Annotated in this window: 12 protein-coding genes and 2 pseudogenes; 5 read left to right on the top strand and 9 right to left on the bottom strand. The window is 67.9% G+C overall.

Going from position 1 to position 13,137, the window contains the following annotated elements; all coding sequences use genetic code 11:
- Positions 1-32: 32 nt before the first annotated feature.
- Both JK359_RS36825 and JK359_RS36820 read right to left on the bottom strand, forming a co-directional pair.
- Positions 33-569, bottom strand: coding sequence for a hypothetical protein (locus tag JK359_RS36825; RefSeq protein ID WP_201843994.1), 537 nt, complete (start codon positions 567-569; stop codon positions 33-35).
- The gene (locus JK359_RS36820) at positions 566-1,543 is read right to left on the bottom strand and encodes a DUF4129 domain-containing protein (RefSeq protein WP_201843993.1); all 978 of its coding nucleotides are present in this window, start codon (positions 1,541-1,543) and stop codon (positions 566-568) included. The genes JK359_RS36825 and JK359_RS36820 overlap by 4 nt, the downstream gene beginning before the upstream one ends.
- Positions 1,544-1,724: 181 nt before the next feature.
- Here JK359_RS36820 and JK359_RS36815 point away from each other — a divergent pair, with 181 nt between their 5' ends.
- The 3 genes from JK359_RS36815 (at position 1,725) to JK359_RS36805 (ending at position 5,540) form a co-directional block, all read left to right on the top strand.
- Entirely contained in the window at positions 1,725-2,441 is a 717-nt protein-coding gene (locus JK359_RS36815) for an XRE family transcriptional regulator (RefSeq protein ID WP_236679033.1), read from the top strand.
- Positions 2,442-3,255: 814 nt separating this feature from the next.
- Positions 3,256-4,668 carry a sensor histidine kinase gene (locus tag JK359_RS36810; protein ID WP_307788444.1) on the top strand — a complete coding sequence of 471 codons (1,413 nt, stop codon included), beginning with the start codon at positions 3,256-3,258 and terminating at the stop codon, positions 4,666-4,668.
- Positions 4,669-5,108: 440 nt separating this feature from the next.
- The gene (locus tag JK359_RS36805) at positions 5,109-5,540 is read left to right on the top strand and encodes a hypothetical protein (RefSeq protein ID WP_201843991.1); all 432 of its coding nucleotides are present in this window, start codon (positions 5,109-5,111) and stop codon (positions 5,538-5,540) included.
- A 760-nt stretch (positions 5,541-6,300) separates the two neighbouring features.
- Here the strand turns inward: JK359_RS36805 and JK359_RS39630 are convergent.
- The 6 genes and pseudogenes from JK359_RS39630 to JK359_RS39620 all read right to left on the bottom strand — a co-directional run bounded on the left by JK359_RS39630 (position 6,301) and on the right by JK359_RS39620 (position 8,965).
- Positions 6,301-6,792, bottom strand: coding sequence for a hypothetical protein (locus JK359_RS39630; RefSeq protein ID WP_236679032.1), 492 nt, complete (start codon positions 6,790-6,792; stop codon positions 6,301-6,303).
- A complete protein-coding gene (locus tag JK359_RS36795) occupies positions 6,780-7,145 on the bottom strand; it encodes a hypothetical protein (RefSeq protein ID WP_201843990.1) in 366 nt (121 codons plus the stop codon). Before JK359_RS36795 ends, JK359_RS39630 begins: the two co-directional genes overlap by 13 nt.
- A gap of 484 nt (positions 7,146-7,629) precedes the next feature.
- Positions 7,630-7,989: pseudogene (locus JK359_RS36790) on the bottom strand (transposase); the annotation flags it as partial.
- A gap of 2 nt (positions 7,990-7,991) precedes the next feature.
- Positions 7,992-8,198, bottom strand: a pseudogene (locus JK359_RS39625) (IS21-like element helper ATPase IstB); the annotation flags it as partial.
- On the bottom strand, positions 8,195-8,731 hold the full coding sequence (locus JK359_RS36785; protein ID WP_307788443.1) for a hypothetical protein: 537 nt from the start codon (positions 8,729-8,731) through the stop codon (positions 8,195-8,197). The pseudogene JK359_RS39625 and the gene JK359_RS36785, both read right to left, overlap by 4 nt.
- A gap of 93 nt (positions 8,732-8,824) precedes the next feature.
- Positions 8,825-8,965, bottom strand: coding sequence for a hypothetical protein (locus JK359_RS39620; protein WP_236679031.1), 141 nt, complete (start codon positions 8,963-8,965; stop codon positions 8,825-8,827).
- Positions 8,966-9,310: 345 nt separating this feature from the next.
- On the opposite strand from JK359_RS39620, the gene JK359_RS36775 reads away from it, so the two are divergent.
- Both JK359_RS36775 and JK359_RS36770 read left to right on the top strand, forming a co-directional pair.
- Positions 9,311-10,666, top strand: coding sequence for an FG-GAP and VCBS repeat-containing protein (locus JK359_RS36775; protein WP_201843988.1), 1,356 nt, complete (start codon positions 9,311-9,313; stop codon positions 10,664-10,666).
- A 554-nt stretch (positions 10,667-11,220) separates the two neighbouring features.
- Positions 11,221-12,477 carry a competence protein CoiA family protein gene (locus JK359_RS36770; protein ID WP_201843987.1) on the top strand — a complete coding sequence of 419 codons (1,257 nt, stop codon included), beginning with the start codon at positions 11,221-11,223 and terminating at the stop codon, positions 12,475-12,477.
- A gap of 224 nt (positions 12,478-12,701) precedes the next feature.
- Here JK359_RS36770 and JK359_RS36765 read toward each other — a convergent pair whose 3' ends face one another.
- Positions 12,702-13,025, bottom strand: a complete 324-nt coding sequence (locus JK359_RS36765) for a hypothetical protein (protein WP_236679029.1) — start codon at positions 13,023-13,025, stop codon at positions 12,702-12,704.
- Positions 13,026-13,137 lie beyond the last annotated feature (112 nt).

The raw sequence follows: 13,137 nt of genomic DNA, 5'->3' as shown, positions 1-13,137 counted from the left end.
GCGGGCTGCGGGGTCGGCCGCAGCGCCACCGGTCACAGGGCTTCCAAGCGGTCGAGCAGGGAGCGTAGGACGGGCTCGCCGAGAGTGGGCTGCGGAGCTGTCGCCTCGGGATCGATCCACGGCCACAGGTCGACTCCGACCAACGCCCGGGCCCGCTGCGGGTTCCGGTACATCGCCACGCCGTGCCGTTCGGCCAGCCGGGCGGCGAACAGCCGCTGCAACTGCGGCCGCATGACGGTGTCGAAGTGCGCTTCGCCGTCGTCCGCGAGGGTCTTGGCCACGATGCGCTGCCACCCGCCGAGCGCCGGGGCCCGGCTGTCCAGCAGGCGCACCGGCCTGCGATAGCCGCTGTCCTGGGCGGCGCCGCCCGCGGCGTAGCGCCCCAGGGCCAGACCGACTGCGGTGATGAGGGCGAGGCCGGTGGCGGCCGCGGCGGCACCGTCGGCCAGGGCGAGCAGCACTTCGGCCGCGACCACGACGGTGCCCAGAACGGCCAGCGAGTGGCGTACCGAACCGGGCGTCTTGAGCACGGAGTTGACGATGGCGCGGATCCGGGTAGGCGTCTTCACGAGGTACCGGTCACGGCTTCGGGTCCAGACGTCCGCGAGCGCAGGCCGTCGGCTATCTCGGCGAGCGCGGCCGCGGCCCGGCCGCGGTGGCTGCCGTCCATCGGGTGCGTGGAGTAACGGGCCTCGCGGAACAGGGCGGTGAGCGCGGCGGCGGCCGCCTCCGTGGGCAGGCCGCCGGCGACGGCCCGCTCCAGCAACTCCCGCGGGCTGTCCGAGGCGCGCCGGGTTACGCCGGAGGCGGCGAGCGACTCCTCCATGGCGGCATAGCAGGCGATGACGGCTGCGCGGGCGTCGGTTCCGTCCAGCAGGGCACGGCGCCCAATGTTTACGGCCTGGGCCAGGCGTTCCTGCTCGTCGTCGAGCGTCGCGTACTTCGCCGGGGCCTCGGGCGCCGGCGGCCGGGCCAGATGCCGCCACAGATGCAGCCCGGCGATCACGACGACCACGACAAGGAGGGCGATGCCGAGACCGGGCAGGATGCGCGTCAGCCCGAAGTGCGTACTGTCGCCAGCGTGCCCGGAATGCTGTGCAGGTGGCAGGGTGGGTACCGGGTCTAGCCGCGGGCTGGGAAGCGGTAACGACTCGTGCCCGCTCCCGTGGCTGCTGCCGGACGAACCGAAGTGGTGCAGGACCAGGACGAGCAACGGGACGACCAGCGGCGCGCCCAGCAGGACGCGGCTCACGCCGTCAACCAACCGCTGTTCCACCGGGTTGAGTTCCCGGGCAGCGCCGACCTGCTCCCGGTACTTCTCGCGCAGCCCCAAGCCGCCAAGGAGCGACAGCAGGGCGAGGCCGACCACGAGGACGGGATTGCCGCCGAGCGGCCCGCGGCCCTTGGCTAACAGACCCGTGTCGGGGTGCAGCAGCAGCGCTCCCAGGGCCACTCCGCCCACCACCAACACCGTCAACGCGGCCTGGGTGGCGCCGATCGTGCTGTGCCGCCGTCGCCCGCCCGCCGTACGCTCCCGCCCCACTGCCGCACCCCTCCCTTGTGATCAGCAGCTTCGCACACCGGTCGACGGCGTGTCAGCAGGGGGTCACGTTGCGTCCGTGCTGGCCCGAGACGCTCGTCCATGACCCGGAGATGGCCGGCTGTGCCCTGCGGGAGATCGTCGAGGTGCTGCGGTGATTGGGCGGGCTCGTGAGAAGGCGGACATGGCACTGGCCCGCTCGTACGTGCTGGCAGCCGAACTCGCCATCAAGCAGCACTCGGACGCGGCGTGGGTGGCGGCCGACCGGGCGCTGGCGGCCGCTCGCTGCAGCGGCATCCCTGTGGCCGTCGGGGAGGCGTCCCGGCAGCTGGATATCGCCATGCGCCGCTCGGGCCGGTCCACGGCCGCAGTGCACCTGCTGACCAAGGAGGCCGCGGACCTGGACGCTGCCCGTGACCACACCGGTGCCGTGCGTACGACGCTGCTGCTGACCGGTGCGTACTCGGCGGCGACCAGCCGGGACCGGACAACGGCTCTGTCACTGCTGGAGGAAGCCGAGCAGGAGACGAGCAGGCATCCAGCGGTGCCGGGCCTGTTCACGATGGAGGCCACCCGTACGCAGGTCGACGCCTACCGGATCAGCCTGCTGAACGCACTCGGGACTCCGGACAGGGCGGTCGAGGTCGCCGCCCGGCTGAATGTGGACCGGATGCCGACGGCGGAGCGGCGGGCGCGGGCGTGGACTGACGTCGCCCGGATGTGGAACGCACTCGGCGACAGCAAACAGACGTTCGCTGCGCTGCGCAGGGTCGAGCAGGAGGCGCCGCAGGAGGTGAGGCGGCCCGCTCTGCGGACGCTGACCGCTGGTCTGCTGTACGGGCCGACCCGCATCGAAGGTCTGCGCGAGTTCGCGGACCGCACCGGCGCCTTGGTCGCCTGACAGACGTACCCATCTGGACTGGTCGGGACAAGGCGCTGAGGATCTCGCCCAGCACGAGTGGGCCGCAGCCGGGGCGGAACGGGCGGTGCTGCTGCACTGCGACCAGTTCGCCCGTAATCGCGCCCTGTACCTACCGGGCCCTGGCACGCGACGACGCCTTCTGCAGCGGGGCATGGCAGCCCGGACGTGGTCGGGGATCTTCGGGCAGTAGTGTGGCAGCCGGTGAGTGTCGTGGCTTCGGTCAGGACGCCAGGTCGCCGGTTACCTTCTCCATGCCGAGCGTGTGGATCCCTCATCGGGCACCTTCAGACACCGCGTTGGTGCAGAGAAGGTCGAGCGTCGATCGCGAATATCCAGCGCCGGGTTGGCAGACTCAACGAGCAGCCCAGATCGGCCCCACTGAGGGCTCGTGTCAGGACGAACGCAAACTCGTCGACCTGCCTCGGCCAGATGCTGGCCGATGGCAACAGGGCGTTGCCCCCTGTCGGGTCGGTGCGGCTGCGGCGGCAGGTTCCTGCAGCATGGCGTAGAAAGCGGGCTTCAAGGCGTTCGTCGTCCCGGTCGCGGCAGCCTGCTCGATCCCGCGTGCGTTCAGTCTCCGATGCATCGACCGAGCTTTTTTCAGGACGTTTTCATCTTGGTCCCGCACACTGCTGCCATGCCACGCGGAACCTGAACGGTGCGGCCTCGTAGGCTCGCAGGTCGCTGAGACCGGACGGCTGACATGATGTAGCGGCCGTCTCTGACTGGCAAGGACTGAGAACCAGGGGGACCGACTGAAATGAGAAATGTGTTTCGGCGTTTGAGTCTCCGGTTGAGGCTTGGCCTGGCTGCTGGCATATCCGTGGCAGTGGCTATTAGTGCTGTCGCCGTCGCCTCGTGGTTGATCACCAGGCAGCAGCTGACCGACCAACTGGATAGCAGCCTGCAGAACGTTGAGGCTTCGCCGCGTTACGTTCAACAGCTTTTGAGTCTGTGCGGTAGGGATCTACCTGAGACGGGACAGCGTAATGAGACACCTACGTCATACATTGTCCAGGTCGTCACTGCCGATGGAACGGTCTGCGTCGCTCCTGGCAGCCAAAAGTTCGGTGTCGCCGAAAGTGACATTGCTGTTGCCCGCGGCGTACTTGAGTCAGCATTGCATGATGCCAGCAGTTCAGACGGTCAGAAGATGCGGGTTTGGACGACACACCCCGATATGCCTTCAGGTGTGTCGGGGCAATATTCGATTTCCATCGCACAATCATTGAGCGCCGTCGAAGAACCTTTGAACAACCTCGCGCTATTTCTTCTCGTTGTTGCTGGGGTTGGGGTCGTCGGCGCTGCCACGGCAGGGTTCTGGATCAGCCGGGCTGGACTGCGTCCAGTGCAAGATCTTACTAGTGTCGCCGAACACATCGCACGTACCCAGGACCTCACCGTACGGATTCCTGTTCAAGCGCGAGACGAGATCGCCCGGCTTTCCAAGAGTTTCAACGAGATGACCGAAGCGCTGGCTATCTCGCGAGAGCGCCAACAGCAGCTCATCGCTGACGCCGGGCACGAGTTGCGTACCCCCCTTACCTCCCTGCGAGCGAACGTCCAACTTCTGATCCGGAGCCACACTTCAGGCCGGAAGATTCCTGAAGGAGCGATGAATGACCTGCTTCGCTCCGTTGACTCTCAAGTGGGAGAACTTGCCGCCCTGATTGCTGATCTGCAGGAACTTTCTCGGCCTGACACCAAACCCAGTGAGGCGCCCCTTCCTGTTGTCGCCCTGCACGAGGTGGCCCAACGTGCCCTAGAGCGGGCGAAACTGCGAGGGGGCGGGCTTGAGATCATCAGCGAGCTCGAGGAATGGTACGTCTCATCCGATCCCGCTGCTCTCGAGCGAGCCGTGGTAAACCTGTTGGACAACGCTGTAAAGTTCTCGCCCTCAGGGGCCACGGTTAGTCTTCAGATCCGCGACGGTCGACTCACTGTACGCGATCAAGGGCCGGGAATTCCCGCCGACGAACTGCCGCATGTGTTCGACCGCTTCTGGCGCTCACCGACGGCCCGCAGCCTGCCCGGTAGCGGCCTCGGCCTGGCCATTGTGGCGAAGGCTGTTCAACAAGCCGGCGGCACGGTAACACTGCAGGCCGCCGAGGGCCAGGGGACCGAGGCAGTCATGCGCATCCCGGGCACTCGAACCCCTCCGACGGCAAAGTACCCTGATGCGGCGACTGAAGCAGGAACTGTGTGACCGAGCGGGGCAGGTGGCAGCAGGCGGCTCTCCAGATGTCTCGTACCGCTCACAACAAACGAGCCCGACCACCAGGCCCCCTCGACAGCGTACGCACCGCTATAGGCCCGTAGCGGCACCTGCTCGACGCGCGCCTCGCCGGCCGCGTCCCAGCCCTTGGGATAGTGGCGGGGCTTGGCCGGTGACTCTTCGACGGCCACGTGGTCAGGGTTCGCGCAGACCGCTTCGGGGTCGGGCACTCAGCGGGGCCGTGGGCTGCTTCGCCTCTCACGCGACGCGACAATAAGCCGCTCCCTCCTCTCGGCCCCACCCAGAAACCAGCAAGTGTGATTAGGTGACAATTCGGGTCATAGTATGGCCGAATTCACGCTAGTGCACCGCAGTCTGAGGCAAGAAGATCATCTCGCTGATGATCTCCTTTTCGGGCTGCGGAGGATAACTTGAAGCGTCAACTGGCAAGAATCATCGCCACGGGCATCATGGCGATAGCGACCACTGCCATCCCCCTCGCTGCGCATGCCGATGCCGGTACGCCGAGTGTTACGTGCCCTCCTTCCGGTGACATGTTCAACATCGGCTCCTACGGATACGGCTACTGGAACCAGGATCCGGGTTCCTGCTCCCCCGGCGACTCCGTCCTCATCTGCGACAACAAGGCCGACGGTTGGGGCATCGAAGTCTATGAATACCTCTCGGACGGCTCACCGTTGGACCCCTTCGGTCCGGGAGCAACGACCCGAGGACATGGCGCGCCCTACTGCTCGCCCTGGTCCACGCATAACCTGGCTGAGGGGACACAGGTCTACCTTGACTTCTATGCCGTGAAGGGTGACAGCAAAAAGTACATCGGGCGGACGTGGGCTTCTGCGTAAGTAAACCCCCTATGCCGGCGACTTGCCCGAGCACGTGTCGCTCTATTGATCAATTCCTTCCTGTAACACGCCGCGTCTTCGTTGATCGCCGCGCTCGCCCGGGCCGTATCGGAGGCGCAGTGATTGACCGAGGGCATGAGAACGAGGGGCCTGGAGGGACCGGCTGGGCTAAGGGGCGAGCCGACCGACTGACGAGGAAACCTTCCGTGGGTTGCGAAGCGCCTCGTCCCCGGCAGATGGAATGCCGGGGACGAGGCGTTTGTGCTGGCCGAGCCTACAGTTCGATCTCGATGGGCTGCAGCCGGTGAACTCCACGCCCAGGCCGTGTGCGCGGCTAGTTCGCGCGAAAGTACCTTCGTGTCGTCGTCGGCCGCGATCTGCTGGAGTGCTGCTTGGTGGCACCTGTTCCCAGGCGGTGAACAGCTGGTCGGTGTACTTGGACGGTCCGGCCTGGGTGATGCCGCGGATGCCGGCGTCGTTGGTCGTGCCCGGAGCAGAGGGAACTCGAACCGGGCGGGGGTAGAGACGGCCAGGCCGATGGTGGAGGCAGCCTTCTGCCTCGCTTTCGTCTTCCCGCGCCTGCGGCTGCCAGCGCCTTTTGACTATGCCTGTGCCGCTCGCACGTCTCGCCGGCGGGGCCGCTTCAGCTCCCCACCACTTACCGTTTACCATGCGCTCGGAGATTCCGAGCGCCTGCGCGGGCTCAGAGGCGTTCACGGGCGCTCCCGTGCGGGGCCTCCGAGCCCGTGCGGCTAGCCGGTTAGCGGCCGACCGTGATTGCCCATCGGACGGTGGATGGTGCGGTCACGCTTACCGTCCCCTGTTCCCGTGGTTTCTTCAGGTCCAGCTGGTTGTATGTACTGCTGACTTCTCCGGCAGCGCATTCAAGCGGGAAGCTCATTCCAACCGGTTTGACCTCAACGGTCAACTTACCGTGGCCCTTGCAGTTCACAAGAATTGCAAGCGGGCCGCTCTTGAGACCGCCTTTGACGTCCATCTCCCGGTTGCCACTGGCGTTCACGGCTTGAGCGACGACTTCGCCGTCCGGCAGCACCGGTGCCTTGGTCACCGTTTCACCGGGGATGTGTTCGGCGCGGCCATTGGTCGGCGCGTGCGCCGACGAGGACGAGGGGCGAGGTGAGGTCTTGTGGCTGGTGCCGGATGCGTGGCCGTCATCGCTGCTGCAGCCGGCAGCGAGAATTGCTACGGCGGTCAAGGCGGTCGCGGATGCGAGAGGGGTCAGCTTTCCCACAGGTACCAGCCTACGCGGAAGGGCGAGTAGCTGGTCACGGTGTGCTCGGGTGTGGTGGTGCAGTTGGCGTGAAGCCAGTAGCTCTTGCCGGTGTGCTTGAGCCGCCAGACGCCGTACGTCGCGTGGGTGGTCTTGTGGGACGGCGTGTCCACTGAGATGGAGTTCCCCAGCTTGGCCGTCAGCTTGGCCGACACACTTACCTCGTACTTGGCCTTGACCTTGGCGAGCAGCGTACCCACGGATGTCTCCAGCTTGCCGGTGACGGCGACACCGACCTCGCCTGTGACCTCCGACGTGAACGTCGACTTGGCGGTCCTGGACGTGTTGTTGTAGTTCGAGTTGGTCGGGCCCACCGCCCGGTGGTACTTGCGACCCTGCTTGGTAGGAATGTAAACACCGTGAGCCGGAGCGCAGTCGACAGCCGCCGGCAGATCCCCGGGAAGCGGGGGCTTGGCCTCGGACGCGGGCTCTTCCGGCTGCTTGTCCACCTCATCAGCAGGGACCTCGGTGAGGTCTTCCTCAGGCTGCTCCGGCGGAGAGGTGTTGAGGACGTCGTCATCGGCGGGTGTCGATACCGACGAAGATGCGGGCGGCGGTGTCTCGTCGTCGGCTAAGGCGGGTCCGGCTACGGCTGCGGACAGCAGGAACGCTGCCGCAGGAACAAGTATGGTGCGGCGTGCTGAGATTCTCACGGGCCACCTAACCAATGGGGCCGCTCCGTAAGCGGCCGGTTACGCTGACCGTATGTCAGGGCCATGTCTGATTCGAAGGTTCCGTGGATCTTCTGAGGAAGAGCTGAGGTTCCGCCGCCTGATGGGCGCGGCGGTCACTGAGCAGGGCCCAGACGATGGTGATTTCGGGGTGCATCAGCCGCAGCCGGAAGAGGACCTCCTTGGCCGCGTTGCGGTCGGTCATGTCGGCCGGGGTGACCATGACCAACAGCGGCAGGCCCTTGGTGTCCACGACCAGGTGCCGCTTGCGGCCGTTGATCTTCTTCCCGGCGTCGTAGCCGCGGGAGTCCTTGCCGACGGTCTCGGCGGCCTTGATCGACTGGAGTCGATGACGGTCGCGACCGCGCCGGGTGCCTTGCCCATCTCCCGTCGGATCATTGCGGAGCTGGTCACGGATCTGTCCGACGACGCCGACAGCCGCCCAGCGGGCCAGGAACCCGTAGCACGTGCGCCAGGGCGGGAAGTCCCTTCCGAACGGCGGCGGGCCCGGTCGTCGCACTCGGCCATCAGCAGCTCGGCGAGGAAGCCGCGATAGGTCAGCTGGTCCTTCACCGCCCGGTCGGCGATGTCGGCGAACTCCTTGCGGATCGACGGCAGCCGCAGCAGACGGCAAGCGGTGTCGATGGCGGTGGTAGCGGCCTGCTCGGTCAATCCTCGCTGGCGGGGCAGGGTCACTGGGCTTCTTCCTCTCGGTGGGCGCCGTCGTCGGCGCGACGGCGGCGGAGCAGCTGGTCATAGGGGGTCACCGAGGGCAGCGGCCTGGTGTCCGGCGGAAGGTGGGACAGCTTCCACTCGTGCAGAAACGTCACGGTCCCCGACGGCTGTCCCGCTCCGATGCCCGACGGGCCAAGGCCAGCAGGTTCGTCCTCGGCCTGGGCGGCCTTGCGGGCCTCCAGGGCGACCGCGTCCGCGGTCAGAGTCCCGGCCCGCAGGGCGGTGGCCAGCCCGGCGACCAGGTACTCGTGTGGGATATGCCGGCCCAGCAACAGCACCTCGATCAGGGCCCGGGTGCCGTCCCGCTCGCCGTGGACCTTCTGGGCCTGGGTCCACCAAGCGTAATGGACCGGGGTGAACCTGCCCGCAGAGCGGGCCTGTTCGAGAGCGGTGGCGCCGGGGAAAGCGCCCGGCTTGCGGATCAGGGCCTCCAGGTAGTGGTCCAGATCCAGGCGGCAGCCGCCCTTGGCGATCAGCCGCTCATGCCGTGCCACTTCCACGTTGTTCAGGGCGCCGCAGGAGCGCGATGGGCCGGTGTTCCGCTGCCCGCCCGATGGTCCGGGTGCGTGGCTTGCCTCGCCTGACCACTACACCGCCATACCGCTCGCCGTGCCGCTGCCGTACGTCAGCGAGCGCCCACAAGCCGTCGCACGGGCCAAGACCGAGAAGGCGGGCTCGCCGCCCTGCAGGCGCTCCTTGACGCTCCTGCCGTCGAGGGACACGTTCACCGAGTGATCCGGGAGTCCTGCGCTCTCCGGGACACGATCGCGTGCGCGCCGGCCAGTGCTCCGAGAAGGCTGCGCTGATCTATGGGCGCGCACGGACACCACGAAAGTCCCCGTTCTCGCATCCCCGCAGCCAACCGGCCCTCCCGAACGAGCACTTACGAGGCTTTCGTCTGCGTCAACGTGCAACCTTTCGGCCCCACTACTGGTCTCCTGTTGGCGGACCCCACGCGTCACTCGGGAGACTTTCAGTGAACGACGTGGGGCCCGCGAACCAGCGGCCACGCACCCCGTGCGCCCGCCGATTGAGCCCCCCGGCCTGCCCGATCACAAGGAGCCCCGACACTCATGCCCGTCCGCACAACGGCTACGCTCGCCACCTTCGTGGTAGCGGGCCTCATCCCCCTCACTCTGCCCACTGCGGCAGCGAGCGCCGCGCCCGCGCGGCACGGCGACGACTTCAACGGCGACGGGTACCGCGACTACGCGTACTCGAGCTTCAGCGCAAGAGGGGGCGGCGGGGTCACCGTGGTCTTCGGCACTGCCACCGGGCCCGGCCCCAAGCAGCAGCGCATCACTCAGGCGAGCCCTGGCGTGCCCGGATCCGACGAGGCCGACGACATGTTCGGCGAGGTGCGGGCCGCCGCGGATTTCGACGGCGACGGTTACGGCGACCTCGCGGTGGCAGCGACCGGCGAGAACCATTTTCAGGGCGCCGTGACGATCCTGTGGGGGTCCCCCTCCGGCCTGTCCACGGGTACGGCACTGCCGAACAAGAACCCGGGTCGCAACAACTACATGGGCAAGGACCTGGCGACCGGCGACTTCAACGGGGACGGCAAGCAGGACCTGGCCGTCATCAATGAGTCCATGACCTACGTCTACCGCGGCCCCTTCAAGCGCACCGGTACCACCGGTACCGTGACCAAGCTCGACAAGACGTCGTCGTTCTACGCCACCGCGCTGATCTCCGGCAAGGTCAACGGCGACAAGAAAACCGACCTCGCGATCATCGGTGACGTGGTCAGCCGCGAATACATCGCGTCCGACGTCTGGTTCATCAAGGGTGGTGCGAGGTCACTCACCCCGGGCAAGAGCCTCCGCCTGGAGTCGGAATCCGGCAACGGTGGCAGCTCCGAACGCGGCGGCGACGGTGTCATCGCCGACTTCAACAAGGACGGTTACGGCGACATCGCCGTCGGCACACCCCTGTACTCGAAGCACAAAGGCCGAGTCAGCGTCTGGTACGGCTCGTCCGCCGGCCCGTCCCGGAGTACCCGCCTCACCCAGTCGACCAGTGGCGTCACCGGATCTCCGGAGAACCGGGACGAATTCGGCTCATCGATTTCGGCGGGTGACGTCAACGGCGACGGCTACGCGGATCTCGCAGTCGGCGTGCCGGGCGAGGAGATCGATGACCACGACTACGCGGGTGGCGTGCACATCTTCAAGGGGCGGGCGGGCGGCCTGTCCGGTGCCGGCTCACAGTGGTTCGCCCGCAACACCCCAAACGTTCCCGGTGCGTTGACGGCCGACGAGCAGTTCGGCGGCCTGGTACGGCTGCGCGACACGGACGGTGACGGAACGGCCGACCTGTACGTGAGCGGTGCCGACGCTCTGCGGCTGCCCGGCTCAGCCAGCGGCATCACCACCGCGGGCGCGACGGAATACCACGCCGCACCCATCGACAGCTTCCTGCAGTGATGTGGCGCAGCTGACTCCTGTGGCTGCACCAGCTGCTCCCGGGTCTCGCTGATCAACTGCTCGATCCGGGAGCGGAGCGTCCAGCGTGGCTCGCCACCGGGTGCCCGAGCCGCCCGTCTGCTGCTCGGCCGCCGTGACGCGCAACTGGCCGGCCAGCATGGCGGGCTGCTGCTCCCGCGTCAGCCGCCACTGATCGCCCTATCCCGGCGGCCCGGGCTCGCGGCGGCGGGCGCGCACCAGCGCTCCGTGAAGTCGTGCAGCGGGCTGAGCGGGGATGTGGCCGATGGCTCCGGGGGCTTCGGATATCCGGGGGATCGGATATCTGCAGTTCAGCCCGGTGTGTCAGTGGCGTGTGTTATCTGCTGTTGCGACGGATTCACCGCGCTGCGCGCTAGATTCCCGGGGGTCACGAGGCCGTGCCGTTCACCGCGCTGCACCCAGAGGCCGGCCGATTGGATGCCACCCAGCCTGATCTCGGGTGCGCGATGGGCTGGGCTCAGGTCTACAAGGTGCGGCCCCGCGTTCCCCTGGCCTGCCCCGGATGCGGGTGGGCCGTGCATGCCAAGCACTCCCCGCAAGGGGTGCGGTTCTTCTGCCACGATCCGGGCCGCGAAGGCACCTGCGAACTGGGCGGCGAATCGTGGGAACACCACATGCTCAAGCTCGAGCTGGCCTCGGCGGTCCGCAGCGCCGGATGGCATGCCGCCCTCGAGGTGGCGGGAGGTGACGGCGCATGGCGCGCGGATGTGATGGCGTCCTCACCCGACGGCAGCAGGCGCATCGCCTGGGAAGCGCAGCTCTCACCGATCACCGACCGGGACATCCTGGCCCGCACCGCCCGCTACGCAGCCGAGGGCATCGGCGTGTGCTGGGTGTCCCCGGGTCCCCAGGCACCCCCGTGGATCGACGTGGTCCCGGCCGTACTGGTCAGCGCCCCCGACCAGCACGGGCAGTGTTGGAGGGTGGTCGACGGACTGGGAGGATTCGACGCCGCCGCCGGGACGTGGGAGTTCAAACCGCAGGACCTGGGGCGGTTCGTGAGATGGGTGCTGTCCGGCAGCGTCACCCCCGTTGCCAGCCTGCCGCACTACACGTCCGTACCACGCGGCTCCGGCCTCGGCCGCTACGTGCAGCGTCGCCTGTGGTGGACCTCCGCCCAGTCCGAGCGCGCGCAGAACGAGCACGACCGCAGACGCCAGGAGCAGGCCGAACGGGCCGAACGGGCCGACAGAGTCCGTCGGGAAGCCGCAGACCGCCGCGCCGCACGCTGGCAGCAAGAGCTCCAGCGCAGGCAGCAACTCCAGCGGCGCCGCAAGAGTCAGCCCGTGCCGGCTCCCGAAGATGAAGAGACCCGCCGCGCCCAGGCACAGGAGCGGCGGCGCTTGGAGCAGGCATGGCGGCGGCAGCGCGAGCAGGAGGCCGCGAAGCTACAGGAGCTGGCCGGTCGGGCGGGGGAGGTGGCGCGGGCGTGGTGGCAGGACGTGCAACCACGGCAGCGGGCCGAGCTGTTCGCTGCGGTCGCCGAACGGGCCTGGCACGACGAAGAGGTACGGGTGGAGATCCCCGAGAGGCCGCAGGTGTCCGAGAGCTTCGCATACGGCATCCCGCTCTTCACGACGGGGCAGCTGCGCGTCCTGTACGGGATCGTGCGTCCCTGCCCCGAACTGGTTTGTCTGTCACCGCAGCTGGAGTTCCAGCACATTGTGGTGCGTGATGAGCAGGAAGCCCGTCAGCTGGCCGGCGTGATGTCGCCACGAGCCCGGATCACGAACCTCTGCCTCTCCAGCGACGCCACGGGCAGGCCCGGGTAGACAGCCTGCCATGCCCGTCCGGCGCAGCCGGGTGGCCGGGGAGGCGCGCGACCGTCATCCCCGCAGCCGGCGCAAAATTCCTGCGGCGACAGCAGGCCGAGCACGGCGTGTCCAGCGTGGTGGCTGCACCACCGCTCGGCGAGGGCGCGGTCGGTGAACGTGCGCCGCTGGTGGGGAGGACGGCGGAACGCCCCGGTCGGTGCGGCAGCCTTACGGCCCCGGCGTCAGGTGAGGGCGTTGCGGAGGTAAGCGGGCAGCGCCTGGCAGACGGCCGGGTCGGCTTCCCAGCCGGGGTCGGTGAGTTGGTCGGCCGTGATGACGACATGGTTGCCGTGGTCGGTGCGGACGACGACGCGGAACGTTTCGCCCCGGCTGTCCCGGCCGGCGAGGTAGGCGGCCAGGACGGCCCGGCCCAGCTCGGCAAGGTCCGCAGCAGTGGTCGTGCGGCCGAGGTCTTTGCAGGTCCACACGTCGCTGAACCGTTCGTGCATCAGGATCTCCCACCGCACGCAAGCGGGCACGTCGTCGCGTAACACAACCGCGATCATGCCCCCACCAGACGGCCTCACGTACCGCTACTGCGAGTACTGGCCAGAAAGCGCGCCTCGCCCACCCGGACGAGCGGCTGGCACCAGCCCAGCTCTCGCCCGCACGCCCGGC

Source organism: Streptomyces actinomycinicus (genome assembly GCF_016741775.1).
GTDB lineage: Bacteria > Actinomycetota > Actinomycetes > Streptomycetales > Streptomycetaceae > Streptomyces > Streptomyces actinomycinicus.
The sequence above is the reverse complement of the archived record's forward strand: the minus strand, read 5'-3'. Positions and strand labels throughout refer to the sequence as shown.

Bases quoted from the DNA above. Each gene is read 5' to 3' on its own strand.
- JK359_RS36775 (WP_201843988.1), top strand. From the start codon at position 9,311: ATGCCCGTCCGCACAACGGCTACGCTCGCCACCTTCGTGGTAGCGGGC.
- JK359_RS36815 (WP_236679033.1), top strand. From the start codon at position 1,725: ATGGCACTGGCCCGCTCGTACGTGCTGGCAGCCGAACTCGCCATCAAG.
- JK359_RS36765 (WP_236679029.1), bottom strand. From the start codon at position 13,025: ATGATCGCGGTTGTGTTACGCGACGACGTGCCCGCTTGCGTGCGGTGG.